The organism is Arthrobacter sp. Soil762 (genome assembly GCF_001428335.1).
In the GTDB taxonomy this organism is placed as follows: Bacteria; Actinomycetota; Actinomycetes; order Actinomycetales; family Micrococcaceae; genus Arthrobacter.
In genome coordinates, this window is sequence record NZ_LMSG01000017.1 from 50,905 (window position 1) to 77,072 (window position 26,168).

General features: G+C 65.9%; 25 protein-coding genes and 6 tRNA genes. 13 read left to right on the top strand and 18 right to left on the bottom strand.

All coding sequences use genetic code 11. The annotated features are described in order from the left end of the window. Nucleotides 1–57 precede the first annotated feature (57 nt). From dxs to ASG77_RS11295, 8 genes are all read left to right on the top strand, one after another. Entirely contained in the window at nt 58–2,031 is a 1,974-nt protein-coding gene (dxs, locus tag ASG77_RS11260) for a 1-deoxy-D-xylulose-5-phosphate synthase (protein WP_056345378.1), read from the top strand. Beyond that, the gene (locus ASG77_RS11265) at nt 2,028–2,645 is read left to right on the top strand and encodes a DUF402 domain-containing protein (RefSeq protein ID WP_082575974.1); all 618 of its coding nucleotides are present in this window, start codon (nt 2,028–2,030) and stop codon (nt 2,643–2,645) included. The genes dxs and ASG77_RS11265 overlap by 4 nt, the downstream gene beginning before the upstream one ends. Then, nucleotides 2,642–3,202: a hypothetical protein gene (locus ASG77_RS11270; protein WP_056345381.1), complete on the top strand. Its 561-nt coding sequence runs from the start codon at nt 2,642–2,644 to the stop codon at nt 3,200–3,202. Before ASG77_RS11265 ends, ASG77_RS11270 begins: the two co-directional genes overlap by 4 nt. An 11-nt stretch (nt 3,203–3,213) precedes the next feature. Beyond that, nucleotides 3,214–4,191 (top strand): aldo/keto reductase, encoded by a 978-nt coding sequence (locus ASG77_RS11275; RefSeq protein WP_056345386.1) that lies wholly within the window; start codon nt 3,214–3,216, stop codon nt 4,189–4,191. Nucleotides 4,192–4,203: 12 nt separating this feature from the next. Continuing rightward, a complete protein-coding gene (locus tag ASG77_RS11280) occupies nt 4,204–5,229 on the top strand; it encodes a nucleoside hydrolase (protein ID WP_056345389.1) in 1,026 nt (341 codons plus the stop codon). A 318-nt stretch (nt 5,230–5,547) separates the two neighbouring features. Further along, on the top strand, nt 5,548–6,396 hold the full coding sequence (locus ASG77_RS11285; protein WP_056345393.1) for a hypothetical protein: 849 nt from the start codon (nt 5,548–5,550) through the stop codon (nt 6,394–6,396). A 10-nt stretch (nt 6,397–6,406) separates the two neighbouring features. Continuing rightward, entirely contained in the window at nt 6,407–7,153 is a 747-nt protein-coding gene (locus ASG77_RS11290; RefSeq protein ID WP_056345396.1) for an energy-coupling factor transporter transmembrane component T, read from the top strand. Further along, a complete protein-coding gene (locus ASG77_RS11295; RefSeq protein ID WP_056345399.1) occupies nt 7,153–8,682 on the top strand; it encodes an ABC transporter ATP-binding protein in 1,530 nt (509 codons plus the stop codon). The genes ASG77_RS11290 and ASG77_RS11295 overlap by 1 nt, the downstream gene beginning before the upstream one ends. Here ASG77_RS11295 and ASG77_RS11300 read toward each other — a convergent pair. The 9 genes from ASG77_RS11300 to ASG77_RS11340 all read right to left on the bottom strand — a co-directional run bounded on the left by ASG77_RS11300 (nt 8,668) and on the right by ASG77_RS11340 (nt 18,857). Further along, nucleotides 8,668–10,884 (bottom strand): 3-hydroxyacyl-CoA dehydrogenase NAD-binding domain-containing protein, encoded by a 2,217-nt coding sequence (locus tag ASG77_RS11300; RefSeq protein ID WP_056345401.1) that lies wholly within the window; start codon nt 10,882–10,884, stop codon nt 8,668–8,670. The two genes, ASG77_RS11295 and ASG77_RS11300, sit on opposite strands and share 15 nt — an antisense overlap. After that, nucleotides 10,881–12,170 carry a thiolase family protein gene (locus ASG77_RS11305; RefSeq protein ID WP_056345405.1) on the bottom strand — a complete coding sequence of 430 codons (1,290 nt, stop codon included), beginning with the start codon at nt 12,168–12,170 and terminating at the stop codon, nt 10,881–10,883. Before ASG77_RS11305 ends, ASG77_RS11300 begins: the two co-directional genes overlap by 4 nt. A gap of 118 nt (nt 12,171–12,288) precedes the next feature. After that, nucleotides 12,289–13,617 carry an HRDC domain-containing protein gene (locus ASG77_RS11310; protein ID WP_056345407.1) on the bottom strand — a complete coding sequence of 443 codons (1,329 nt, stop codon included), beginning with the start codon at nt 13,615–13,617 and terminating at the stop codon, nt 12,289–12,291. Nucleotides 13,618–13,648: 31 nt separating this feature from the next. Then, entirely contained in the window at nt 13,649–14,299 is a 651-nt protein-coding gene (locus ASG77_RS11315; RefSeq protein ID WP_056345410.1) for a DUF3000 domain-containing protein, read from the bottom strand. Nucleotides 14,300–14,360: 61 nt separating this feature from the next. Continuing rightward, on the bottom strand, nt 14,361–15,476 hold the full coding sequence (locus ASG77_RS11320) for a threonine aldolase family protein (RefSeq protein ID WP_056345413.1): 1,116 nt from the start codon (nt 15,474–15,476) through the stop codon (nt 14,361–14,363). Between the two features lie 85 nt (nt 15,477–15,561). Further along, the gene (locus tag ASG77_RS11325; protein ID WP_082575975.1) at nt 15,562–16,323 is read right to left on the bottom strand and encodes an SDR family oxidoreductase; all 762 of its coding nucleotides are present in this window, start codon (nt 16,321–16,323) and stop codon (nt 15,562–15,564) included. After that, entirely contained in the window at nt 16,320–17,687 is a 1,368-nt protein-coding gene (locus ASG77_RS11330; RefSeq protein WP_056345415.1) for a DUF6421 family protein, read from the bottom strand. The genes ASG77_RS11325 and ASG77_RS11330 overlap by 4 nt, the downstream gene beginning before the upstream one ends. A 154-nt stretch (nt 17,688–17,841) precedes the next feature. Further along, nucleotides 17,842–18,351, bottom strand: a complete 510-nt coding sequence (gene msrB, locus ASG77_RS11335; protein ID WP_082575976.1) for a peptide-methionine (R)-S-oxide reductase MsrB — start codon at nt 18,349–18,351, stop codon at nt 17,842–17,844. A gap of 14 nt (nt 18,352–18,365) precedes the next feature. Beyond that, nucleotides 18,366–18,857, bottom strand: a complete 492-nt coding sequence (locus ASG77_RS11340; RefSeq protein ID WP_056345418.1) for a hypothetical protein — start codon at nt 18,855–18,857, stop codon at nt 18,366–18,368. 219 nt (nt 18,858–19,076) lie between these two features. Between ASG77_RS11340 and ASG77_RS11345 the strand changes: the two genes are divergently transcribed. After that, nucleotides 19,077–20,279, top strand: coding sequence for an alpha/beta hydrolase family protein (locus ASG77_RS11345; RefSeq protein ID WP_156380310.1), 1,203 nt, complete (start codon nt 19,077–19,079; stop codon nt 20,277–20,279). Here ASG77_RS11345 and ybaK read toward each other — a convergent pair. From ybaK to ASG77_RS11360, 3 genes are read right to left on the bottom strand one after another with little or no spacing between them, the layout of a single operon-like run. Then, a complete protein-coding gene (gene ybaK, locus ASG77_RS11350) occupies nt 20,276–20,773 on the bottom strand; it encodes a Cys-tRNA(Pro) deacylase (RefSeq protein ID WP_056345424.1) in 498 nt (165 codons plus the stop codon). The two genes, ASG77_RS11345 and ybaK, sit on opposite strands and share 4 nt — an antisense overlap. A 32-nt stretch (nt 20,774–20,805) precedes the next feature. Beyond that, the gene (locus ASG77_RS11355; protein WP_056345427.1) at nt 20,806–21,267 is read right to left on the bottom strand and encodes a SufE family protein; all 462 of its coding nucleotides are present in this window, start codon (nt 21,265–21,267) and stop codon (nt 20,806–20,808) included. Nucleotides 21,268–21,277: 10 nt separating this feature from the next. Further along, complete coding sequence (locus ASG77_RS11360; protein WP_056345430.1) at nt 21,278–22,189, bottom strand: sulfurtransferase; 912 nt, start codon at nt 22,187–22,189, stop codon at nt 21,278–21,280. A 213-nt stretch (nt 22,190–22,402) separates the two neighbouring features. Here ASG77_RS11360 and zapE point away from each other — a divergent pair, with 213 nt between their 5' ends. After that, nucleotides 22,403–23,440 (top strand): cell division protein ZapE, encoded by a 1,038-nt coding sequence (gene zapE / locus ASG77_RS11365; protein WP_056345434.1) that lies wholly within the window; start codon nt 22,403–22,405, stop codon nt 23,438–23,440. A 113-nt stretch (nt 23,441–23,553) separates the two neighbouring features. On the opposite strand, the gene ASG77_RS11370 is transcribed toward zapE, so the two are convergent. The 6 genes from ASG77_RS11370 to ASG77_RS11395 all read right to left on the bottom strand — a co-directional run bounded on the left by ASG77_RS11370 (nt 23,554) and on the right by ASG77_RS11395 (nt 24,516). Next, entirely contained in the window at nt 23,554–23,811 is a 258-nt protein-coding gene (locus ASG77_RS11370; protein ID WP_056345969.1) for an antitoxin, read from the bottom strand. 153 nt (nt 23,812–23,964) lie between these two features. Next, nucleotides 23,965–24,036 (bottom strand) — tRNA-Val (locus ASG77_RS11375). 44 nt (nt 24,037–24,080) lie between these two features. Next, nucleotides 24,081–24,153: transfer RNA gene (locus tag ASG77_RS11380), tRNA-Gly, on the bottom strand. Between the two features lie 58 nt (nt 24,154–24,211). Beyond that, nucleotides 24,212–24,286, bottom strand: a tRNA-Val gene (locus ASG77_RS11385). Between the two features lie 39 nt (nt 24,287–24,325). Beyond that, a tRNA-Cys gene (locus tag ASG77_RS11390) sits at nt 24,326–24,396 on the bottom strand. A 47-nt stretch (nt 24,397–24,443) separates the two neighbouring features. Next, nucleotides 24,444–24,516: transfer RNA gene (locus tag ASG77_RS11395), tRNA-Gly, on the bottom strand. A gap of 228 nt (nt 24,517–24,744) precedes the next feature. Here ASG77_RS11395 and ASG77_RS11400 point away from each other — a divergent pair. The 3 genes from ASG77_RS11400 (at nt 24,745) to ASG77_RS11405 (ending at nt 26,130) form a co-directional block, all read left to right on the top strand. Then, a tRNA-Val gene (locus ASG77_RS11400) sits at nt 24,745–24,816 on the top strand. Nucleotides 24,817–25,003: 187 nt separating this feature from the next. Further along, on the top strand, nt 25,004–25,180 hold the full coding sequence (locus tag ASG77_RS21875) for a hypothetical protein (protein ID WP_156380275.1): 177 nt from the start codon (nt 25,004–25,006) through the stop codon (nt 25,178–25,180). 104 nt (nt 25,181–25,284) lie between these two features. Continuing rightward, the gene (locus ASG77_RS11405) at nt 25,285–26,130 is read left to right on the top strand and encodes an SDH family Clp fold serine proteinase (protein ID WP_056345437.1); all 846 of its coding nucleotides are present in this window, start codon (nt 25,285–25,287) and stop codon (nt 26,128–26,130) included. The last annotated feature ends 38 nt before the right edge of the window (nt 26,131–26,168 follow it).

The window sequence follows — 26,168 nt, forward strand, 5'->3', positions numbered from 1 at the left end:
CATTTTCCGCGAGGCGTTAGAGTTAACAGGCACGTCTACCACCCGAAGGAGGGGTCATTGGGAATCTTGGACACCATCCGGAATCCGCAGGACCTTAACCAGCTGTCTCAAGGGCAGCTCGAAGAGCTGGCCGCTGAGGTCAGGAGTTTCCTGATCACCAACGTCTCCCAGACCGGTGGACACCTCGGACCGAACCTCGGCGTTGTGGAACTGACCCTGGCCGTGCACCGCATCTTCGATTCGCCCCGGGACAGCATTGTGTTCGACACGGGCCACCAGTCCTATGTGCACAAGCTCCTCACCGGCCGCCAGGACTTCAGTACGCTGCGCCAGCAGGGCGGCATGTCCGGCTACCCGTCCCGCGCCGAGTCCGAGCATGACATTGTGGAAAGCTCGCATGCTTCCTCCTCTCTCTCCTGGGCGGACGGCATATCCCGTGCCAGGCAGCTCACCGGTGAGTCGGAGCGATACACCGTCGCCGTCGTCGGAGACGGGGCGCTGACCGGCGGCATGGCCTGGGAAGCCATCAACAACATTGCGGCGGACAAGCGCCGCCGCGTGGTGATCGTGGTCAACGACAACGGCCGCTCCTATGCCCCCACAGTGGGCGGCTTCGCAGACTACCTTGCCTCACTGCGCCCCACCATCGACTCTTTCCGCGCGGCGCCTGCCTATGAGGGCACGCTGGACTGGTGGAAGAAGAAGCTCCAGAACGGCGGCCCCATAGGCCAGTTCACCTACAAGAGCCTGCATGCCATGAAAAAGGGCATCAAGGACTGGTGGGCGCCGCAGGGCATGTTCGAAGACCTCGGCATGAAGTACATCGGCCCCGTTGACGGCCACAACCTGCAGGCCATGGAGCACGCCCTGTCCACGGCCAGGAACTACGCCGGACCCGTGATTGTCCACGCCATGACCGAAAAGGGCCACGGCTACGCCCCGGCCAGGGCCCATGAAGCGGACCAGTTCCACGCCGTCGGCATTATCGATCCGGAGACGGGTGAGCCGACCGGAGTTTCCGGGGCACAGTCCTGGACGTCTGTTTTTGCTGACGAGATCGCGAAGATCGCCGACGAACGCCTCGACATCGTGGGCATCACCGGGGCAATGCTCATTCCCGTGGGCCTGCACAAGTTTGCGGCCAAGCACCCGGACCGCGTGATCGATGTCGGCATCGCCGAGCAGCATGCGCTGACGTCCGCCGCCGGCATGGCTTTCGGCGGGCTCCACCCCGTGGTGGCCGTGTATGCCACCTTCCTCAACCGTGCCTTTGACCAGCTCCTGATGGACGTGGCATTGCACAAAGCCGGCGTCACCATCGTCCTGGACCGGGCCGGCGTCACCGGCCCGGACGGGGCCAGCCATCACGGCATGTGGGACATGGCAATGGTCCAGATCGTTCCCGGACTCCACCTCGCCGCGCCGCGCGACGCTTCCCGGCTGCGGGAAGAGCTGCGCGAGGCCGTGGCCATCAACGACGCCCCCACTGTGGTGCGTTTCTCCAAGGGCACCGTGGGCTCCGAAGTGGAAGCCATCGAACGTCTGGGCGACGGTGTTGACGTGCTGGCCCGCCGGCCGGCCGGCTCCACCGAAAACGATGTCCTGATTGTCAGCGTCGGAGCCATGTCCGAACTGGCCCTGGACGTGTCCAACCGCCTGGGCGCCCAAGGCATCAGCACCACCGTGGTGGACCCGCGCTGGGTGCTGCCCGTGCGGCGTTCCATCATCGCGCTGGCCTCCCACCACCGGCTGGTAATCTGCATCGAGGACGGTGTCAGGGCAGGCGGCGTCGGATCGCGGATCCGGCAGGAAATGCGCGCCGCCGGCGTGGACACCGCCCTGAACGAGGTGGGGCTCCCTGCGGAGTTCCTGGACCACGGCACACGCAGCCAGGTGCTGGAGCGCGTCGGGCTGACGGCCCAGCAGATCACGCACGACGTCGTCGCCCAGGTTCTGGGGACAAAGGTCCCCTTCGCGCGCCCCCTGCCAGGGCAGGAACACCCCACTACCGGCAGCCTGCCGATCCTGTGAGGGAAGAAGACGCACTGAAGGATCCGGCCGCCGTCGGGGATTCAAGCCCGGCGCGGCACACCAGCACCACCCGCGTTCCCGCGGGACTGCAGCCAGGCCAGCTGGTGGTGGCCCGGAACCGGAAATGGAACGGGCAAGCCCACTGGGTGGTCCCGGGGCGGTACCTCGGCGAGGACCGGCACGGCTGGTGGATCTTCCAGGGGACCAACGAATTCTGTTCGCGCCCGGGCGCTGCCTTTTACACAGCATCCGACGCCGTGCTGCTGGTGCCGCGGTCCGGAGACTGGGTGGCCACGTTCTACGACGACGCCCACCCCAGCGGCGTCAGGGTCTATGTTGACCTCGCCGTCGCCCACGAGTGGACGGACATCCGGCCCGCGGTCACCGAGTTCCATGTGATCGACATGGACCTGGACGTGATCCGCATGGCTGGCCGGGGCGTCTTCATCGATGACCAGGACGAGTTCGCCGAGCACCGCATCGCGATGAATTACCCGGACCTGCTGGTGGATGACATCCAGGCCGCCGCGGATGAGCTTTATCAGGCCGTCAAGGCACAGCACGCACCATTTGACGGAACAGATGCCGAATGGTTCACGAAGGGACGGTCATGAGCGGAATCATCAGGGTCTACAAACGGGACGACGAGGGAGTCCTGCACTTCCGTGAAGGCTGGTTCGACGAGGACTACAGCCAGTTTGTGATGAACTACGGCGTGGTTGGCCACCAGAGTAAAACCGAAGAGACCGATGTGGCTGACGCCGCTGCGGTGGAGGGCCTCATGGATGCCTTTGCCGTGCAGTGCGCAGAGGACGGCTTCGACGAAATCCCCAACGAGGACCAGTTCTGGGTGGTGGCGCAGTTCGCCCTCAAAACCAAGGAGGGCACCGACCGTGACCGCTACCTTGAGGAAAAGGCGAAGGACGCCCTCATCAGCCACCTGGCCTGGCGCGGCCTGGGAACCGTGGAACGCTCGGAGTTCAGGGACTACAAACTGAACATCGTCTGCCTCTGCCCCGACGTGAACAAGGCCGTCAGCGCCATCAAGGTCTGCAGCCGCGGGGAAGACCTCGACTTCACCAAGCTCAGCATCGGCGCCGCGCCCTTCAGCGAACCGGACAACTTCAAACTCAAGCACTCCCCGAAGCCTGCCAACTCCTTCAGCCTCTAGAGGGGGAATCCATGCCTGACTACCGACGCCTGGGAAAATCCGGGCTGACCGTCTCCGTGGTGGGGCTCGGTTGCAACAACCTGGGCCGCGCCAACACAGTGACCGAATCGCAGGCGGGGACTGACGCCGTCGTTCATGCCGCCCTCGACGCCGGCGTGACGCTTTTCGATGTTGCTGACAACTACGGGCGTGAGCCCGGACTCAGCGAGACGATGTTGGGCAAGGCCCTGGCCGGCAAACGGGATGATGCGGTGGTAGCCACCAAGTTCGGCATGGACGTCCGGGGTGCCAATGGCAACGACTTTGGGGCCCGGGGGTCCCGGCGCTACATAGTCCGTGCGGTGGAGGCGTCGCTGCGGCGGCTGGGCACTGACTGGATCGACCTTTACCAGTTCCACACGCCCGACCCCCTGACCCCCATCGAGGAGACGCTGGGTGCTCTCGATGACCTTGTCTCCAGCGGCAAGGTCCGCTACATCGGACACTCCAACCGCGCCGGCTGGCAGATTGCCGAGGCGGAATTTGTGGCCAGGGCCGCCGGTGGCACCCGTTTTATCTCCACGCAGAATCACTACAACCTCTTGGACCGGCGGGCAGAACTCGAGGTCACCCCGGCGGCAGAAGCCTACGGCCTGGGTGTCCTGCCCTACTTCCCGCTGGCCAACGGCCTGCTGACGGGCAAGTATTCTCCGGGCTCGGCTCCGGCGGGGTCGCGGCTGAGCCATACGCGGACCAACATGGTGCGCGACGCAGACTGGGACCAGCTCCAGCGTTTCAGTTCCTTCGCGGCCGACCGCGGCCTGACCGAGATCCAGGTGGCCTTCTCCTGGCTCGCGGCCCAGCCTGCCGTCAGCAGCGTGATCGCCGGGGCCACCAGGCCGGAGCAGATCCGTGAAAATGCGGCCGCTGTCGCCTGGGTACCGTCGCCGGCCGAACTCGCCGAACTGGATGCGATCTTCCCGAAGGTCCCCAAAGCGGCACTCTTTTAGGAAACCCTGACGATGACCAAGCTGCTGCTGGACGTGGATACCGGGATTGACGACGCCTTGGCGCTGGCCTACCTGGCCTCCTTGCCGGACATGGAGTTTGTGGCCGTGACGGCGTCGCCCGGGAACGTGGACGCACACCAGGTGGCGCGAAACACCCTCGCCATGCTGGAACTGTGCGGACGCACAGACGTGGAGGTCGCCGTCGGCGCATTCGCTCCGCTGAGCATTCCGCTGGTGACAACGCCGGAAACCCACGGACCCCAGGGCATTGGACACGCCGTCCTGCCGCCGCCGTCCGGGACGGTCTCGGCGCGACCCGCCGCCGACCTGTGGGTGGAGGCGGCCCGGGCCAGACCGGGGGAGCTCACGGCCCTGATCACGGCGCCGCTGACGAACTTCGCGCTGGCCATCCGCCGCGAACCGCGGTTGCCCGAACTGCTGGGCAAGGTGGTGATCATGGGTGGCAGCTTCTACCACCAGGGGAACACCACTCCCACCGCCGAATGGAATACGCACGTCGATCCGCAGGCGGCCAAGGAAGTTTATGCGGCCTACCGCGGCCTGCCGCTGGACCGGCTGCCCATTGTCTGTTCACTGGACACCACTGAGCGGATCGAGCTGCGGCCGGAGCATGTGTTGCGGCTCGCGGAGGCGGCCGGCTGCAGTGAGCGGGAGCTGGTCCTGCCGAAGCAGCCTGAAGGGCTCAGGAGCACGGCCGACAGTCCGCTGGTGCGGCACCTGTCCGATGCCCTGCGCTTCTACTTTGAGTTTCACCGTCTCTACGGCCAGGGCTACCTGGCGCACGTCCACGACTACTTCGCTGCCGGTGTGGCCGCCGGGACTCTCGATTACGCAACCCGCCTGGCCACTGTGGACGTCGAGGTTGAATCGACCCTGCTGATGGGGACCACCGTGGCCGATTACCGGAGCCTGTGGAATCACCCGCCAAATGCCCGGATCGTCTCGAACAACAACCCGGAGCAGGCCTTCGGGGAATTGATACGGTCCGTCGGCGGCCTCGCGGCGCGGCTGCGCTGAACGTCCGCCCTACAGCGGCGCGTTTCAGGTAAGTCCACGTCCAGCGCGAGCAGGGCGTTCTCCACCACTTCCATGAGGGCCGGATGGATCCAGTACGGTCCCCGCGCGGCCGGTGGACCGCTCGGCCACAAGCTTGACCACCCCTTCCTCGTCCAAGGGTATCCCTGCCCGTCACCATGCCGGGATTCCGGAACCGGTAGACTGATGCCGGATCCGGGCCGGCGCAGACGCCCCCGGCTGCCGCCGAGGTGACATAGGCGGCGTTCCTCACTGCCCGGGCCATCCGGGCGCCACAGCCTGCATCCCAGAAGGAACGCCATGTCATCGCCCTCCCTCACCTTGCCGTCCCCGGCCACTGCCCGGAACCGCCGCCTGCTGGAAACCCTCGGAGCGTTGGCCATCGCCGGCACGTACATCTACCTGGTGTTGAACCAGCCCGCGGACATCACCGGCGGCCCCGGCAGCGCGTCGGCACTGATCGCCCTGTCCGGCTTCCTCATCGGGGCCGTGCTGCTGATCATCGGCGTGCTGCCCACGCTGCCCGTATCCACGCTGGTGCTGATCCCGGTGGCACTGGTGCTGAACATTGTCCTGGGCCAGTTCGTGGGCAGCACCTTGGTGCCCTTCTACCTCGACGCCATCGGCACCGTCCTGATCGCCGTCCTGGCCGGACCCGCCGCCGGAGCAGCCACGGGTGCCCTCAGCAGCATTGTCTGGTCCTTCTTCAACCCCACCGTCCTGCCGTTCGCCGCCGGTGCCGCCCTGATCGGCTTCCTGGCCGGCGTCGCCGCGCGCCACGGCCTGTTCCGGCGCTTCTACCTGGCGCCGGTGGCAGGGTTCCTGGCCGGCATCATCGGCGGTGTGGTCTCCGCTCCCGTTGCCGCGTTCGTCTTCGGCGGCACCTCCGGCCTGGCCACCGGCGCCATCGTCAGCGCCTTCCGCTCCATGGGTGACACCCTCCTGGCGGCCATCACCAAGCAGGCCCTCATCTCGGACCCCATGGACAAGGCCATCGTCTTCACGTTGGTGGCCGTCCTGGTGTACGCCCTGCCGCGCCGCACCCGCCTGCAGTTCCCGTTTGTCCGGCGGTACCGCGTGCTGGCCGGAACAGCCATCAGCCGGCCCACCGGCGGATCCACCGGCAAATCCACCGGCCAGGACGCCTGACCCGGCCCTGATGCGTCTTCACCCGCTGACGTCGCTGGCGGCTGCCGGCAGCACTGCAGTCATCACGACGGCGGCTGCCAGCTGGCCGCTGTCCCTCACCGTGATCGCCGCGGCCGCGGGCTTGTCGGTAGCCGGGGGAGTGGCCCGCCGGATGCTGCCTGTGGTGGCGGTCATCCTGGCTCCGCTGGTCCTGTCACTGCTGGCCATGCACGGACTCTTTTTTCCTGAGGGCACCACGGTCCTGGCGCAATGGGGCCCTGCGCGGGTCACCGTGGAAGGGCTCCATTTTGCCCTCCAGCGGGCTGCACAGCTTTCCGCGGCGGTGCTGGTGCTGCTGCTATGTTCTTTCACCATAAGCGTCCCGGACCTTGTGGCGGCCCTGTCCGCCCGCGGCGTCCACGCGCGGTTCGCGTTTGTGCTCGCCTCCACCCTGACACTGCTGCCGGCCATCAGTTCACGGCTGGGGCGGATCCGGCAGGCCCAGGAAGCGCGTGGCCTGGTGATCATGCCTGGAATTGTCGGGCGCGCAGGCGCGTTCCGATGGCAGGCAGTTCCCCTGGTGCTGTCCCTCGTGGAGGATGCCGGCACCCGCTCGGCAGCCTTACAGGCCCGCGGGTTCGGCAGCACCGGGCATCGCACCAGTTACCGGGCGGTCCAGGATTCTCCGGTCCAGCGGTGGGTTCGCCTCGTGCTGGTGTTGGCGGCGGTGGCGGCCATCGCCGCCCGTCTCTGGCAGCCGACGGCGGGTGCTTCTTAGTGGGGCAAAGCTCACCTCCGGCTCTGGCCGCGGGTATCGAAGAATTTGTCTTCTCCGGCGAGCAGGAACCGGTTCTGGCGGGGCTCGACGTGGCCTTCGCCGCGGGATCGCTGACAGCCGTGCTCGGCGGGTCCGGCAGCGGCAAGTCAACCCTGGGACGCCTGCTCGCCGGCTGGTTGCTGCCCGGCGACGGCGGGACACTCACGGGTTTTCTCGAGCTTGCCGGCACGTGCCTCCGGTTCATCGGAACAGCTGCCGATCCGCGGATCGATCCCGGGAGCTGGGGCCGCCAGGTGGGCTTTGTGCCGCAGGATCCAGCGGCCGCCTTGTCCACTATCCGTGCCACGGTGGCCGAGGAGCTGGCCTTCGGGCTGGAAAACGCGGGGATTGACCGTGCGACGATGGCCGGCGCCGTCCGGCACACGGCAGCACTGACGGGCCTGACCATGTTATTGGACCGGGATCCTCCCACGCTTTCCGGTGGCCAGCTGCGCCGCCTGGCCATCGGCTGCGCGGTCATTTCCCGCCCCGAGGTTCTCATCATGGACGAACCCTTCGCCTCCCTCGACACGGACGGAGCCGAAGACCTCGCCGCCCTGGTGCGGAACCTCGTCCAGGACGGCACCGCCGTCGTAGTCCTGAGCCAGCGGGCCGATGCCTTCCTGCACAACGCCGATACCTGGCTGGTCCTTGCCGGCGGTACCGTGGCCGCGGCTGGCTCGCCGGCAGAAATCGTGGCTGCCGGGGCGCTGGAACTGGCTGGCGTGGTTTGCCCCCGCCCGCAGGCAGGTCCCCTGCCGCTGGCAGAACCCGGTTTTCCAGCAGTCGTCGACGGTCCGCCGGCTTTGGAGCTGCGTGACGTCTCGTTCACATACCGGGGGACGCAGCGCAGAGGCTGGTTCAGGGCACAACCGGGCCCGCCTGCTGACCCGGTCCTGCACGGACTGAGCCTGGCCGTCAGCGCGGGCGAGATCCTGGCTGTGGCAGGTCCCAACGGCGCCGGAAAGTCCACGCTCCTGAGGCACCTCAACGGCTTGCTCCAGCCCACGGCAGGCAGCGTGCTGGTCAGGGGACGGAACATCGGTGGACAGCCTGCGGGACGCGTGGCCGCCGACGTCGGGCTCCTCTTCCAGCAGCCCAGGGACCAGCTGTTTGAGCGGACCGTGGAACGCGAAGTCCGCTTCGGGCTCGAGCCTGGGCAGCCGGCGGCTGACCAGGCGGTGCAGCAGGCCCTCGCCGCCGTTGGCCTGGAGCACCTTGCCGGGCGGCACCCGGCCGAACTGCCCGCGTCCCAGCAGCGGCTTCTGGCACTGGCCACAGTGCTTGCCCGGCGTCCCTCAGTCCTTGCACTGGACGAACCGACCGTTTCCCTGGACGGCCATGGGCTGGCCGCGCTGGACCGGGTGGTGCGCAGCACGACGGCGGAGGGCACCGCCGTCGTGCTGGTCACCCATGACCTGGACTACGCCCGGTCCATCGCGCACCGGCTGGTGCGCATCGAGGCCGGCCGCCTGCTACCCGCGGACTGATTCCGGGGTGGCTGCATCCGGGCTGACTGATTCGGAGGACTGATCCGCCACACCGGACGCGACGCCGGGCGCCAGGAACCGCCTGCCGTTGACCCGTTCGGAGGCGCCAACACGGTCCAGGTACGGCGTGATGCCGCCCAGGAACATCGGCCAGCCAGCGCCCAGAATCATGCAGAGGTCGATGTCTTCAGGACCGGCCACCACGCCCTCATCCAGCATCAGCCCGATCTCCTCGGCCAGGGCGTCCTGGACGCGGCGCAGCACATCGTCCCCGGTGGACGCTGACCGGCCGAAGGACATCAGCGACAGGGTGGACTCCGGGATCTCCTGGGAGCCATCGGCCGACGCTGCCCAGAGCGATTTCACGCCGTTCTCGATCAGTTTCTGCAGGTTCGTGGACACGGCAAAGCGGTCTCCGAAGGCGGCGTGCAGGGACTCCTGGACATGCTGGGCCACCGGCAGGCCCACCATGGCACCCAGCGTGAACGGGGTCATCGGCAGGCCCATGGGACGCAGCGACGTGTCGGCCACCTCGGCAGGGGTGCCTTCGTCGAACGCGGCCGTCACTTCGCCCATCAGCCGCAGCAGGATCCTGTTGACTACAAAGGCCGGCGCATCCTTGACCAGCACCGCGGTCTTCTTCAGGCCCTTGGCGAGCTCAAAAGCGGTGGCCAGCACGGCGTCGTCGGTCTTGGGGGCGCGCACGATTTCGAGCAGCGGCATCACGGCCACCGGGTTGAAGAAGTGGAAGCCCACCAGCCGTTCGGGGTGCGCGAGGGCTTCGGCCATGGCCGTGACGGACAGCGAGGACGTGTTGGTGGCGAGGATGCAGTCCGGCGAGACGATTGCCTCCACCTCGGCGAAGACCTGCTTCTTGACGTTCAGCTCTTCGAAGACGGCCTCGATAACAAAGTCGGCGTCCGCGAAGGCTTCCTTGGAGACCGATCCCGTGACCAGCGCCCTGGTGCGGTTGGCTGCGTCCTGGCTGATCCGTTTCTTGCCGAGGAGCTTGTCCACCTCGGCATGGACGTAGCCCACGCCCTTGTCCACTCGGGCCTGGTCGATGTCCGTCATCACTACGGGGACCTTGAGCTGGCGGGCGAACAAAAGGGCCAGCTGGCTGGCCATCAGGCCCGCACCCACGACGCCGATCTTGGTGACCGGACGGGCGAGCTTACGGTCCGGTGCGCCGGCAGGCCGCTTGGAACGCTTCTGGACCAGGTCAAGGAACGCGTAGACGGTGGCGCGGAACTCGTCGGTCTGCATCAGGCCGGCAAGGGTCTCGCACTCGAGCGCGGCGGAATCGGCCTGGGACATTGTCCGGTTGGCTTCGAGGATGTCCAGGACCTTGGCCGGCGCAGGCGAGGCGTTGGAGGTCTTGGCCTCCACGAAAGTCCGGCCGGCGGCAACGGCTGCGGACCAGCGCCCGGCAACAGCCGGATCAGCGGGGTCCACGGAGGTGGCCCGTGCCGGGACCACCTCGCCGGTGATGACCGTGGCCGCCCACGCAAGGGACTGTTCCAGGAAGTCTGCCGGTTCGAACAGGGCGTCGGCGATACCAAGCTGGAAGGCCTGCTGCCCGTTGAGCGTCCGGTTGTTGCTGAGCGGGTTCTCGATCATCACCTTGACCGCGTTCTCAGGTCCGATCAGGCGCGGCAGGATGTAGACGCCGCCCCAGCCTGGGACCAGGCCGATGAAAGCCTCGGGAAGCGCCAATGCACCGGCGCCGGTGGACGCCGTGCGGTACGTGGACTGCAGGGCGATCTCCAGGCCGCCGCCCAGGGCAACGCCGTTGATGAACGCGAAGCTGGGGACGCCGAGGTTGGCCAGCGTGGCATAAACGTCATGCCCGAGCTGCGCCATCCACAGGCCATGATCGCGGTTCTCCAGCGACTTCACCGCGGACAGGTCGGCGCCGGCCACGAGGAAGTACGGCTTGCCCGTCACGCCCACACCCACGATCTCGCCGCGGGCTGCACGCTCCTTCAGGCCCTCGAGGACCGTGCCCAGTTCCACCAGGGTATTGGGGCCCAGTGTGGTGGGTTTGGAATGGTCCAGTCCGTTGTCCAGGGTGATCAGCGCGAACACCCCAGGGCTCTGCAGGCCCGCGGCGGCTGGCAGCTTGATGTCCTGGACGTACGAGTGGGTCACGGTTTCGTCGGGGAAGAGCTCGGCAAGCTTGGTGAAATCGGCGGCGCTCATGCGGCGGCTCCTTCGGTGGTGGCTACTGTGACTGCTTCGTGGCCGTCTGCTGCGACGGCACCGCTGTAATCGGGATGACGCGGGTTTTCCCAGATGACGGTGGCGCCCATGCCCAAGCCTATGCACATGGTGGTGATCCCGTACCGGACGGAGGGGTCTTCTTCGAACTGCCGGGCAAGCTGGTTCATCAGCCTGACGCCTGAGGACGCGAGAGGGTGGCCCACGGCGATGGCGCCGCCGTAGCGGTTGACGCGGGGGTCGTCGTCGGAAATTCCAAAGTGGTCCAGGAAACTCAGGACCTGCACGGCGAAGGCTTCATTGATCTCGAAGAGCCCGATGTCCTCAATGCCGAGGCCGGCGTTCTTCAGTGCTTTTTCGGTGGCGGGCACGGGGCCGATGCCCATAACCTCGGGTTCGACGCCGACGTAGGCGTAGCTGACCAGCCGCATTTTGACCGGCAGGCCCAGTTCCGCGGCAGCTTCCGAGGACGCCAGGACGGCGGCCGTGGCGCCGTCGTTCAGGCCGGCGGCGTTGCCTGCCGTGACGCGGCCGTGGGCGCGGAAGGGAGTACGCAGGGCCGCCAGGTCCTCGAGCGTGGTACCCGGGCGGGGCGGTTCATCAACACTGTTCACAGTCCAGCCCTGTCCCGGCTTCAGGGTAGCGACCGGCACGAGGTCAGGCTGGATCTGGCCCTGGGCGTAGGCGGCTGCGAGTTTGTCCTGCGAGGCAACCGCGTAGGCGTCTGTGCGTGCCTTGGTGATGGCGGGGAATCGGTCATGCAGGTTTTCCGCTGTGTTGCCCATGTTCAGGGACGCGGGGTCAACCAGCCGCTCGGACATAAAGCGCGGGTTTGGATCGGCGCCGGAGCCCATCGGGTGGTTGCCCATGTGCTCCACGCCGCCGGCGATGACGACGTCGTAGGCACCGAAACCGATACCGCTCGCCGTTGTGGTGACTGCGGTCATTGCGCCGGCGCACATGCGGTCGATGGCGAAGCCGGGGACGGTGCGGGGGAGCCCTGCCAGGAGGGCGGCTGTGCGGCCGAGGGTCAGGCCCTGGTCGCCGGTCTGGGTGGTGGCTGCGACAGCGACTTCGTCAATCCGGGCCGCGGGCAGCGTGGGGTTGCGGCGCAGAAGTTCGCGGATGCACTTCACCATCAGGTCATCGGCGCGGGTTCCGGCGTAGATGCCTTTCTCGCCGGCTCGGCCGAAGGGTGTGCGGACGCCGTCAACAAAAACGACGTCGCGGACAGTTCGCGGGGATCCGCTGCTTCCGTGGTGGCTCACGTTTACTCCTCATCGAGACGTTGGCGCCGTCCGGAGGCCAAAGGGCAGCGCTCTGGGACGGCAGTGCACACTATGTTACTCGTCAGTAACATAGTGTGCAAGGCTCGGTGAGGGGCGTTTACTCGGTGGCTGCGGTTGCCTTGGTTTCCTTGGCCGGCAGCGGTTGCGGGTTGAGGAACGCGTCCGTGAGAAGCGGTGCGACCACGCCGATCTGCCATTCGCGGGCACCGAGGGCGCGCAGCTCAGCTGCCACTGATTCTTCGGTAATGTCCGACGGCGGACGCCACGCCACGCGGCGCAGGTAGTCCGGCGTCAGCAGGTTCTCCACGGGAAGGTTCAGTTCCTCCGCCTTTTCCTGCAGGAGCGGGCGGGCGGTGGACAGGCGTGCGGCGGCCTCGGGGTCGCGATCGGACCACACCCGCGGCGGGGGCGGTGCGTTGGTGGGCAGGTGCAGCGGCGGAAGGTCCTCAAGATCGCGGGCAGCGGCGATGCACCGGAGCCAGCGGGGTGCCTCACGCTGAGCCGCACGGCCATGGAAGCCCTTGGTGCCGAGCAGCTGGGGAACGGTGGACGGCATCGCCTTGGCGGCGGACACCAGCGCGGAATCAGGGATCAGCCGTCCCGGCGCAACATCGCGCTTCTGCGCCAGGGAATCGCGCTCCAGCCACATTTCGCGGACAGCGGCCAGCTGCCGCCGGTCACGGATCTGGTGCAGGCCCGACGTCTTGCGCCAGGGGTCAACCCGGGGAGGGGCGACGCCGGAGGCCAGGATCGCGGCAAATTCCTGCTCCGCGTATTCCAGCTTGCCGTCGGCCTGCAGCAGTTCGATGAGTTCTTCGCGCAGCTCGGTCAGGACTTCCACGTCAAGGGCCGCGTAGCGCAGCCACGGCTCGGGCAGCGGCCGGGTGGACCAGTCGGCGGCCGAATGTTCCTTCGCCAGGCCAAACCCGAGCAGCTGTTCGATGACGGCAGCCAGGCCAACGCGTGGCAGGCCGGCCAGCCGCGCGGCGAGCTCCGTGTCAAAGAGCTTGTCCGGCCACATGCCCAGCTCCAACAGGCAGGGCAGGTCCTGGCTGGCTGCATGCAGGATCCATTCCACCCCCTGGAGCGCCTCGTTGATGATGGACAGGTTCTCGAACGGTTCAGGATCGATCAGCCAGGTACCGGAGCCTTCGCGCCGGATCTGCACCAGGAACGCGCGCTGGCCGTACCGGAATCCTGAGGCCCGTTCTGCATCAACCCCTGCGGGCCCTGTTCCGGCGGCGATGGCTGCCGCACACCGCTCCAGCCCGGACTGCGTTTCGATAACCAGCGGCACGCCGTCGCGCGGTGCATCGAGGTCAATGACTACGGGGACCTGGCTGTCGAAGCCTTCCACCGTGATGTGGGGAGTGGTATCAGCAGCCGGAGCGCCGGCCGTGGTGTTTTCCGGAATATGAGGGGTCATGATGCCTTCAGTTTACCGACAAGGGGCAGTCCTAGTTCCGGCGCCGGCGCGGAAGGGCCGTGACGCCCTCGGGCAGAGGGGGGAGTCCGGCGAACGTGCAGACCATGTCGGACCACGCCTCCAGATGGGCAGTAACGTCCGAGGACGCCGGAGTCCAGGAGGCGCGCAGCTCGATATCGATCGATCCGGGCCGGTCGGAAAGTGTTCCAAAGCTCTCCGACAGGACGCGCGTGGCGGTCCCGCCGACCGCCCGGTAAGGGGCCTTGTGGTTCTCCAGCGCCTCGACCAGCCAGGTCCAGGCGACGGTGCCCAGCATTTCGTCGTTGCCCATCTCGGGCTCAAGCTGGGCCCGGATGTAGGTGACAATCCGGAATTCGCCGTCCCAGACTGCTGAGCCTTCGGGGTCGTGCAGCAGGATGAAGCGGCCCGTGGCCAGCTCGGTGTCGTCGTCGTCCTCGCTGCCGGACGCCGCCGCCAGAGCCATGGCGGCGGGCCCGTGGACGGGCGTGGTGCCGCTGCCCGGTCCCGGCGCCATGACCTCGGCCCCGAGTGCCACGGCGAACGGTGCCAGGCGCGCCGGGGCGGGAATTTCCGCCAGGCGCAGTTCACTGCGGCATTGGGCCTTCCTGAGGGCTCCCAAGGCGTGGAGAAAATCCGGGGGAACCTGGGCTAGTGCGTTCACCTTCGCAGATTACGCAACGGCAGGGGGCGGGCAGTGCAGGCTCGCCGTCGGCCGGTCCATGCTATCCGGCTTCCTTGCCCGCGTGGTGGGCCGCAAGTTCCCGTCGGATCGCGGCCACAAAGGCGTCGACGTCGTCCTCGCTGGTGTCGAAGGAGCACATCCAGCGGACCTCGCGGGCGGCTTCATCCCAGTCGTAGAACCGGAAGGACTCCCGCAGGCGGTCAGCTATGCCGGCCGGCAGGACGGCAAACACGCCGTTTGACTCCGTCTTCTGTGTGGGCTCGACGCCCTCGATCGTGTCCACCGCGGCGCGGAGGCGGGCGGCCATGGCGTTGGCGTGCGACGCCGAACGGAGCCACAGGTCGCCTTCCAGCAGGGCGATGAACTGGGCGGACAGGAAGCGCATTTTCGAGGCCAGCTGCATGTTCATCTTGCGCAGGAACTTCAGGCCGTGGGCCGCTTCGGGGTTCAGGGCCACCACCACTTCGCCGTACAGCAGCCCGTTTTTGGTGCCGCCGAAGGAGAGGATGTCCACGCCGGCGTCGCGCGTGAAAGCCCGCAGCGGCACGTCCAGGTGTGCGGCGGCGTTGGCCAGCCGCGCGCCGTCCATGTGGAGTTTCATGCCCTTGGCGTGGGCATGATCGGCAATAGCCCGGACTTCATCCGGGGTGTAGCAGGTGCCAAGCTCGGTGGTCTGCGTGATGGACACTGCCAGCGGCTGTGCCCGGTGTTCATCGCCCCAGCCCCACGCCTCGCGGTCAATCAGCTCCGGCGTCAGCTTGCCGTCCAGGGTGGGGATATGCAGGAGTTTTATCCCGCCGATCCGTTCCGGAGCGCCGTTTTCGTCCATGTTGATGTGCGCCGTCGAAGCGCACACCACAGCACCCCAGCGCGGGAGCAGCGACTGCAGGGACAGCACGTTGGCCCCCGTGCCGTTGAACACCGGGAAACATTCGATGCCCGCGCCGAAGTGATCCTCCATCAGCCCCTGCAGCCGTGCCGTGTAGTCGTCCTCGCCGTAGGACACCTGGTGGCCCTCGTTGGCTGCCGCTAGGGCGGCCAGGACCTCGGGGTGCACACCGGAGTAGTTGTCCGAGGCGAAACCGCGGACGGACGCGTCATGCAGCCGGGCGGCGGGATTTTCAAGCCGGGGGGCGGCATCTGCCGTTGTTGTCATTGCTTTGCTCACGTTCTTAGTCTAGGGAGGTGGGGTCCGGGCGGTCAGGGCCCAGCCTGGGATTTGCGGTCAGGGGGTCAGTGGATCAGGGGGTCAGGAGCAGGCGCCGGCCGTTCAGTTCGGCGGCGGGGCGGCTGAACAGTCCGACGACGGCGGCGGCCAGGTCCTCGACGTCGGTGGCGCCGGGGAAGGTCCGTTCCGGGTGCGCCTTCCGGAGTTCCGCGTCCACCAGCGCTTTCACCACCAGGACGACGGCGGCGCCGCGCAAGGCGGTGCCCTCATCCGTGGCCGTGCGGGCCAGGCCCTCGGCCATCGCCAGTGTCCAGGTCTCGGCGGCAGCCTTTGCCGCCACGTAGCTGGCCGTCGCCGCCGTGGGCTTGTCCACCGCGGTGGAGGACACCATGGCAAACCGTCCGGTTCCGGCGGCGGCCAGGTCGCCGTAAAAGACCCGGGACACATTCCTGAGCGTGGTGATGGCGCCGCGCTCCAGGAAGTCCCAATCGGCGTCGCTCTGGTCCGGGATGCCCTTGGCGCCGCGCCAGCCGCCCACGAGGTGGATGACGCCGTCCATGGTCCCCGCGGTGTCCGTCAGGGTCTTCCGGAGGGCCTGGACGTCAGCGAGATCCGCAAGGTCGCACACCAGGGGAGTGACGCCGTCGCCCGCCTGCCTCGCAGCAGCGTGGATGCGCGTCCTGTCCGACCCGACCGTGGAGACCCGGAACCCTGCCCGGTACAACGCCCGGGCCACCGCGATCCCGGACGGTCCGCTGCCGCCGGTGACCAGGACGTTCAGCCCGAGGGAATTATCCGGAACAGGTACAACGCGCGGGGCGCCGGGTTCGCTCACAGCGCGGACGCTCCGGTGATGCCGGCGGTGGATTCGATGACTGGACGCATTTTCTTCTCCATGGCTTCGTAGAACATGGACAGCGGAAATTCGTCGTCCAGCACCTGATCGGTGAGGCCGCGGGGCGGACCTGCAACGGGAAGCGCGTCGGGGCCCTTGGCCCAGACTGATGCGGGGTTGGGCGTGAGTGTTGCGGAGATCAGCTGGTACGCGGCAAGCCAATGGGCCATCTTCGGCCGGTCAATGGAGCGCCAGTAGAGCTCGTCGATCGAGGCGCCGAGGGCGATCACCGCGTCCGGCACCTGGTCCCAGTCGATGCTGAGCCGGCTGTCGGTCCAGTGCAGGACGTGGTGCTGGTGCAGCCAGGCAAAGAGCAGTTGCCCGCCGAGGCCGTCGTAGTTACGCACCCGGTTGCCGGTGATCGCGAAGCGGAAGATCCGATCGAAGATAATGGCGTACTGCACCAGTTTCGCGTGCCGGCGTGCTTCCGGCCCGGCGTTTTCGTCCTGTTCGATCCGGACGGACTCCCGGAAGGCTGTGAGGTCGCAGCGCAGTTCTTCCAGCGAATACAGGAAGTAGGGCATCCTCTGCTTGATCATGAACGGGTCAAAGGGAAGGTCGCCGCGCATGTGGGTCCGGTCATGAATCAGGTCCCACATCACAAACGTGGCCTCGGCCAGTTCCTGGTCGGCCAGGAGTTCCGCGGCGCCCGCGGGCAGGTCCAGGGAGGTAATGTCTGCGGCCGCGCCCAGGACCCGGCGGAACCGGGCAGCTTCACGGTCCGCAAAAATAGCGCCCCAGGTGAAGGTGGGTGTCGCCCGCACGGCCACGGTTTCGGGGAACAGCACCGCCGAGTTGGTGTTGTAGCCGTGGGTGAAGTCCAGGAACCGGATGGGCACAAAGAGCTTGTTGGAATAGTCACTGGCCTCGAGGCCGGCCACAAAATCGGGCCAGATGACCTCGATCAGTACGGCCTCCACCAGCCGGCTGCTGCTTCCGTTCTGGGTGTACATGGGGAAGATGACAACATGCTGCAGGCCATCCTGGCGCTGCAGCTGGGGCTGGAACGCCAGCAGCGATGCGAGGAAGTCCGGGACGGCGAATCCAGCCGTGGCCCACGCCTGGAAATCAGCGACGACGGCATCAAGGTAGGCCGCGTCGTGCGGGAACAGCGGTGCCAGTTCGGCAACCGACTCCGTGATGGCGGCAACCCGCAGGGCTGCCTCGGCGTGATGGCCGGCATCAGGCACGGAGCCGTCCTGGACCTGCAGTGCCTGCAGGGATTCGGCGGCGCTCCTGAGGCGGAGCCAGGCGGGATTTTCGGCGGTGATCCTCTTAGGGGCCACGGTCACGGTGACGGTCATGGTGCGACTGCCTTTCTCATTGCTTGGGGCATCTACGGCGAGCGTAGCAAGCAACCAGAGTCTCTAACTCAAATCAAGCCTGAGCATAAGATACTCTCGGGCTCGAGGCACCTCGTGGCTCCGCCAGATGTAGGCGGAGCCACGGCTGGCGTACTCAGGACTTCGTGGAATCGTCCCCCGCAGCGCCGCGCGGCACCAGTTTCAGGGACACCGAATTGATGCAGAAGCGCTGGTCCGTGGGCGTGCCGTAGCCCTCACCCTCAAATACGTGGCCCAGGTGTGAATCACAGTGCGCGCACCGTACCTCCACCCGCTTCATGCCGAGCGTCCGGTCGTGGATGTAACGGACGGTGCCTTCGGCGAGCGGTGCCCAGAAGGACGGCCAGCCACAATGCGAGTCGAATTTTTCGTTGCTCCGGAAGAGCTCGGTGCCACAGGCACGGCATTGGTAGACACCCTCCGTATGGGTGTCCACGTACTCGCCGGTGAAGGGGCGCTCCGTACCCGCCTGCCGCAGCACGTGGTATTCCTCCGGCGTGAGTTCCTGTCGCCACTCGGCGTCGGATTTCCGGTAGGTGGGTTCCGCAGCGACGGAGTCGGCGGCCGGACCGGGCACGGAATCCGTGGCCTTGTTCTCGAAGATGCCCTTACCAAAGATGCTCATAGTCAGCTCAACGCTCAGGAGTCGCCGATAAATCCCGAGCCGGCATACAGGTGGAGCACGGGGAGCCCCAACTGGTCCTGGGCTTTGTTGGCCCAGTCCGTGTGGAACGTATCCGCAACTGCGTGAGGACGGGTGATCACCACTGCCTGGGCTGCGCCGAGTTCCTTGACCTTGGCCACCAGTCCTTTGACGGCGCCACCGTCTACTACCTCGCCGGTGACTCCTCCGCCCAGCCCCTCCAGGGCAGCCAGTGAGACGGCCAGCGTCTCTGCAGCCTCGGCCCGTTCAGCCGTGGGATCCGGGGCGTGGGCGGTCAGTTCACGGAACGCCTTAGCAACGTCCAGCAGGGAGAGATTCTCAAGGAAATCCACCAGCAGATGCCGTTCAGTGTTCGCTGGAACCAGCAGGACAAGGGGCGTGTCCTGCCCGTCCACCAGGCGTTCTATGTTGACGCGGTCGTCCGCGCCCAGGGGTTCTTCGGTCAGAATGACGATTGGATCGCTCATGGCATCAGCCTAGTCGTGCGCACCGGTGGCTGCATCCATTTGGGCCGCACGGCCGTTGCGGTGTCATGCGGGCGGCGTCCCCGGGGCCGGCAGAATTCCGGCGCCACGTGCCGGACGGAATATGGTCAACCCGTCTGCGGCAGTAAGAATGGTTCCATGGCACCTTCCACGCGCACCTCCACGTTGACGGCGGCAGTTCCGACCCAGGCCGACGGCCGCATGTCGCTGCGCGCCAAATGGGCGCTCGGCGGCGTCATTGGCGGCGGGGCCCTTGCCGGCCTGCTGGCCACAGGCTCCTCCGCGCTGGCGCTTTATTTTGCCCGGCGTGTGATTACTCCCGTCCGGCAGCGGACGGCGGACCAGGAAGTCCTCGCCGTGATCCGGGAAGGGGGCGGCCGCCAGGTCATCCTGACAGCCACTCCGGAGACCACTGTGGAGGGCGTCTATGGGTTGTTTTTCGACGGCGGGAAGGGGCACGCCCGGATCGGGCGGATCGTGTCCTATTCGCCGGCGGACGGCACGGTCCTGCGCGAAGTGGAAGCCGTCTATGCCGGCGATCTCGATACGGCCCGCCGCGGATGGTGGAGCGGTGCGCTTTACCCGGATCCCGCCACGGCCGGCTTTGCGGCCGAGGACGTACTGATTGAGGTCGACGGCGGCACGGCACCGGCATGGCTGGTCCGGGCCGGCGGGACGTCCCGGACCTGGGCAGTCATGGTTCACGGCCGTGGGGCAACCCGCCAGGAGGCCCTCCGGGCGGTAGGCCCCGCCCTCGAACTGGGGCTCACCAGCCTGCTTGTCTCGTACCGGAACGACGGGTTGGCGCCATCGGCCGAGGACGGCCGGTACGGCCTGGGATCCACGGAATGGCGTGACATAGAGGCCGCCATCGAGTTTGCCCTGGCCAATGGCGCCGAGGAAATTGTTCTCTTCGGCTGGTCAATGGGCGGTGCCATCTGCCTGCAGACGGCCGATCTCTCGCCGCACCGTCACCTGATCCGGGCCATGGTCCTGGACGCGCCCGTCATCAACTGGGTCAATGTGCTGGCCCACCATGCGCAGATCAACCGCATTCCGTCCCTCGTTGGCCGCTACGGGCAACTGATGCTGGGCCACCCCGTGGGCCGCAGGCTCACCGGACTGGCCGCACCCGTGGACCTCAAGGCCATGGACTGGGTGGCGCGCGCTGTGGAGGTCCGGACGCCCACCCTGATCATCCACAGCGTTGATGACGAGTACGTTCCCTATGAACCATCCGCGCTTTTGGCCGAGCGGAATCCGGACATGGTCACGTTCGAAACGTTCAATCACGCCAGGCACACGAAGGAATGGAATGTCGATCCCGAGCGCTGGGAGAAGCTGATCAAGGCGTGGCTGCGGCCTCAGTTGGCTCCGCGGCTTAATCCCGGGCAGAACCGCTAAAGTGTGCGGGTGCCGATGCCGGCCGTCACGGCGGACGTCAGCCGGATAAGGTCCGCCGGCGCAAGCTCAACGTCCAGTCCGCGCTTGCCACCGGAAACCAGCATCGTTTCGAGGGCAAGGGTGCTGCTGTCCACCACCGTGGGCGATGACTGGCGCTGGCCCAAAGGCGAGATCCCGCCCAGGACGTAGCCGGTGCGGCGTTCAGCAGCCGCAGGATCTGCCATCGAAGCCTTCTTGGCGCCAAGGGCGGCGGCGAATGCCTTGAGGTCAAGGTTTCCGCTGACCGGGACAACACCCACAGCCAGCCGGCCTTCCACTTCGACCATGAGGGTTTTGAAGACCTTTTCGGGAGCGATGCCCAGGGCTTCGGCGGCTTCCGTGCCGTAGCTGGCTGCGGAGGGATCGTGGGCATACGGATGCAGCACAAAGGGAACGCCGGCTGCAGCCAGTGCGGCTGTGGCCGGCGTTCCGTTTGAAGAACTCTTGCGTCCCAAAGCGTTCAGTTTCCTGTTAGGAGGTCAGCTGATCAGGACGCAAGCCGGGACGTAGCGGCGACCTTGCGTTTGATCCGTCCCAGCATGGCGGTCATGCCACGCATCCGCAGTGGCGTGATGGCCCGCGTCAGGCCCAGCAGCTCCGGCATATCGTCCGGCACCGCCAGGATTTCAGCGGCGCTGAGTCCGTCGAGCCCCTCGTGGAGCACACCGGCGAAACCCCGCGTCGTGGGGGCTTCCGGTGGCGCCTTGAAGTAGAGCCGAACGGCGTCGGCCGGGCCGGCGTCGTTCTTTTCCGTTTCAATCGTCAGGAACAGCGGCGACTGGCATTCCACCACCTGCTCCAGGAGCTCGGGGTGGTCCTTCAGCCGGTCCGGCAGTTCCGGCAGTTCGCGCGAGAACTCAAGCAGTAGCTGAAGCCGATCGGGTTCGGTCAGTGCCTGGAAGTCATCCACGATTTCCGCCAAGGCGGCGGGCAGGTCATGTGTACTCATCTGTTCCAGTTTACGCCGGGACCGTGCCGCGTTCAGTGCCCTTGGCGATGGGAACACGGACGGCGTTGCCCCACTCGGTCCAGGAGCCGTCGTAGTTCCGGACAGTGTCAAAGCCCAGCAGGTACTTGAGAGCGAACCAGGTGTGGCTGGAACGCTCGCCGATGCGGCAGTAGGCCACCACGTCATCGCCCGCGGTCAGCCCGGCCTCGCCCAGGTAGAGGGCCTCGAGCTCTTCCCGGCTGCGGTACGTCCCGTCCGGCGCAGCGGCGCGTGCCCAGGGAATGGATGCTGCCGTGGGAATGTGGCCGCCGCGGAGCGCGCCTTCCTCCGGGTAGGCCGGCATGTGGGTCCGCTGGCCGGTGTATTCCTCGGGGGAGCGGACGTCAATGAGCGGCTTGCCGAAGTGGGCCAGGACGTCGTCCTTGAACGCGCGGATGGGGGCGTCGTTGCGCTCCATCACCGGGTAGTCGCCGGGCGCCGGGGAGGTCCGCTCCGTGGTCAGGTCGCGGCCTTCGGCGATCCACTTGTCCCGGCCGCCGTCGAGCAGCCGGACATCCTCGTGGCCGAACAGCGTAAAGACCCAGAGCGCATAGGCGGCCCACCAGTTGGACTTGTCCCCGTAGATGACCACCGTGGTGTCGCGGGAGATGCCCTTGGCGGCGGCCAGGGCGGCAAACGCCTCGCCGTCCACGTAATCGCGGGTCACGTCATCGTTGAGGTCCGTGTGCCAGTCGATCTTGACTGATCCGGGGATATGGCCGGTCTCGTAGAGGAGGACGTCCTCGTCGGATTCGACCACGACAAGGTTTCCGTCCGACAAGGCGCCGCTTTGGAGGGCGGCTGCGAGCCATTCGGTGGACACCAGGCGCTCCGGGCTGGCGTAGGCGGCGAACTTCTCGTTCTGTTCAACTGCGTAGGACATGGTGATGGCCTTTCACTGAGACACACGGCGGATGCTGTAGAAGGAAAACCTGCCTCCCACACTAGCCACGGCCGGCCGCCCTGTCCGCCTCTTTGTTAACAGTGGGAAATATGGCCTTCGTCACGCCGGGGCCCTTGCCAGCGCCACCGCGGGGGAGGCCAGTGCCATTGCCGGTATTCTTTCTGGGGACAACCCACCAGAGAACGGACCACCTTGGTACAGATCGAACAGCTTGCCGCCCGCACTCCGGCGGTTTCGGTGGATGAGCTCCTCAAGGGTTTCTATCCGTCCGCACGGTTCGGCCAGGTCTCCTTTGCCAGCTACCGGCCGGACCCGAACCAGCCGTCCCAGGCGGCGGCGATCAAGGGGCTGGAAGGGTTCGCAGGGGGAGTTGGAGCCGGCGACGGCGACGGCCTGTTCAAGAAGTTCTTCACCAAGAAGGTCGCTACCAGGGCGGGGATCTACCTCGACGGAGGATTCGGCGTCGGCAAAACCCACCTGCTGGCCTCGCTGTGGCATGCCGCCCCGGGCCCCAAGGCCTTCGGCACGTTTGTGGAATACACCAACCTCGTGGGCGCCCTTTCGTTCCGCAAGACTGTTGAGGCACTGAGCCACTACAAGCTCGTATGCATCGACGAATTTGAGCTGGATGATCCGGGTGACACCGTGCTGATGTCCCGCTTGATGCGTGAACTGGCCGACGCCGGCGTCAAGCTGGCTGCCACGTCCAACACGCTGCCGGGTTCGCTGGGCGACGGCCGCTTTGCCGCCGTCGACTTTGCCCGTGAAATCCAGGTCCTGGCGGACCAGTTCGACGTCATAAGGATCGACGGCGAGGACTTCCGCCACCGTGGGCTGCCCGCCGCCCCGGCACCGCTGAAGAACAGCCAGCTCGCCGCACAGATGAAGGCCGAGTTCAACGGCAAGACCGTGGCAGAGGACGAATTCAGTTCACTGATCGGCCACCTGGCCGGTGTCCACCCGAGCCGCTACCGGCAGCTCATCGACGGCATCGACGGCGTTGTGTGGCGCAATGTGGAGACCATCACCGAACAGGCCGTGGCGCTTCGTTTCGTTGTGTTGGCGGACCGCCTGTACGACAAGGATGTGCCCATCCTGGCCAGCGGCGTCCCCTTCGACAAGCTCTTCACGGACGAGATGATGCACGGCGGGTACACCAAGAAGTACTTCCGTGCTGTGTCCCGCCTGACTGCACTCGCCCGCGAGGGCCAGAACCACGAGCCGTCCTAGGCATCAGCCGGGGAGGCCGGACCGTCAGTTAAACGCCAAAGGCGCGGGTGCCGCCTCCCGGCGGGACCCGCACCCCCTTGACGTGCTAGGGCAATGCCCTGGCCAAATCCTTCTTACGGAGCCTTGTCAACCGGGGGAACCGGGTTGACTGGCGGAGCCTGCTCGGTGGCAGGGGTCTCGCCGGGGGTTCCGTCGTTCTTGTCAACGAGCTTGGAAGCGCCATCCTGGATCTTATCGACGTGACCCGCGTACTTGCCGCCAGTCTTTGAGTCGACAAAATCGCCGGCCTTGGTGATGCCGTCCTTGATGGCCCGCTCGTTGCCGTGGATGAGACCCTGAGCCTTGCCCTTGAGATCGTCAATCAGTCCCACGAGCACCTCCCTTCAATCGCGGAGCCAGGTCGCTCCTCCGCAACCGAGCCTAGCCCTCTCTGCGGAGCGTGCCAAGGCGCTGTGACAAATGTTGTAAAGTCCGTGCGGCGTATCCGGGCAATAAAAAAGCAGCTCACGGGGAGCTGCTGTGTGTGGGCGATACTGGGATCGAACCAGTGACCTCTTCCGTGTCAGGGAAGCGCGCTACCGCTGCGCCAATCGCCCGGAACCGGAAGGCCGGCCATTTCGGATTTATTACTGGGGTAGAGAGCGGACGACGAGATTCGAACTCGCGACATCCACCTTGGCAAGGTGGTGCTCTACCAGCTGAGCTACGTCCGCGTATGAAGTACACCCTGGCCGGTGGCCAGACGTACTTCATGAAGCAAGTTTCCTTGCTTGGTGGGCGATACTGGGATCGAACCAGTGACCTCTTCCGTGTCAGGGAAGCGCGCTACCGCTGCGCCAATCGCCCATTTCGTCCGGCGCGAACCGGAATCCATGGTTTTCACCGAGGTGGGTACGGGATTCGAACCCGTGTGAACGGCTTTGCAGGCCGCTGCCTCGCCTCTCGGCCAACCCACCGTGTAAGCTCCGATTCCGAAAAACCATTGCCGTGACAGTGTCCTGCGAGCGGACGACGAGATTCGAACTCGCGACATCCACCTTGGCAAGGTGGTGCTCTACCAGCTGAGCTACGTCCGCATTTGGGCCGCCGAATCCGTGCCGTTTCGGGCATTTCCTCGCGTTCCAACGAGTAAGAACTCTATAGGAGGTTCAGGGAATCTCCAAATCGCGAGCCCCTCGACCGTGGCAATGCCCCTGGATCCCTGCAATCTAGGGGATTTTTCTAATGACAGGGGTGTAATTCGAGCGGCGTTCCGTCTCGATTTCCATAAACCCCGCCCGGTCGGCTAGCATTCAAAGGCATCGGGGCGATTGGCGCAGTGGTAGCGCGCTTCGTTCACACCGAAGAGGTCACTGGTTCGAACCCAGTATCGCCCACCGAGAAGAAAGCCCGTCAGGACGCGGATATCCGGTCCTGACGGGCTTTTGTTTTTTCTTGAACGGCTCCGCGTGGGGCAGCCGTGGGGCAAACCGGTTCACCGCCCGCAAGTAGCGATGCCTGCACACCTTCGTGTCGTCGTAATCCCAGATGTGGATGTCCAGCATTTGACGCTACAATCTCGCCATGACTACCAAACTCGAATCATCACCAGACGCCCAGCTTCAGCAGCTCTTACGTGAGGCCGGAGTTAACACTGCGGTTACCGAAGCCATGCGCGTCTTTCACGCATCCGCTCCGCTGGTACCCATGCTGATGGCACAGCGGCCGGCTGTCTCCTTTGCGGCGACTACTCGCGGATAGATATGCCTAGTTGGGGGGAAATTCTAAAAGAGATCGAACTAAGCGCAGTTGCCCGAGGCGGACACCCTGACTTGGATGGAATACGTCAGGACCATCTAAGTGCCTTGCAGGCGATCACGGGGCGAAACGTTGTTGTTTACGCCACGGACTGGATGGAACCGAAGGGACCCGCCCAGCTAGGGTCGATCCAGTTGCAAGACATGCAGGGCCTAATGGAAGTGTTCCGTGGATTGGACCAGTCGGCAGGCCTGGATCTCATTTTGCACAGCCCTGGCGGGGATCCGAATGCCGCGGCGAGCATCGTCCAATATATGCGGAGCAAATTCGGAGACGTTCGGGTTATTGTTCCTTTGGCTGCCATGTCTGCGGCAACGATGTGGGCGCTTTCCGCTGACTCGATACTGATGGGCAAGCACTCCCAACTCGGACCCATTGACCCGCAGCTCGCAAACCCGCAGGGCTACATGGTCCCGGCTGCATCAATCCTCCGTCAGTTCAAAACTGCCCAGGAGGAGTGCGCAGTCGACCCTTCGAAGCTCAGCGCGTGGGTCCCGACGTTGCAGCAGTATTTCCCTGGGCTGCTGGAGATATGCGCGGACGCAGACAAACTTTCGAAAACGCTGGTCCGCGACTGGCTAAAGGTCTACATGTTCAAGGGCATGCCTGATGCCGAAGCCAAGGCCGACGAAGCGGCGGACTTTTTTGCGGATACAGCCAGGCATATCTCGCACAGCCGAGGCATTGCTCGGGATCAGCTGCGTGCGGAACTCCCTCATCTCAAAATTGAGAACCTGGAAGACGATGCTGCTCTGCAGGATGCCGTGTTGTCCGTTTTTCACGCGGTATCACACACGCTCTCCATGAGCGGCGCCGTGAAATTGATCGAGAATCACCTAGGCCGGCGATTCTTGAAGCAGGTTCAGCAGATAGTTCCGGCCCCGCAGGTTTGATACCTAACCGGACGACGAAGAAACCCCGCCATCTGAAG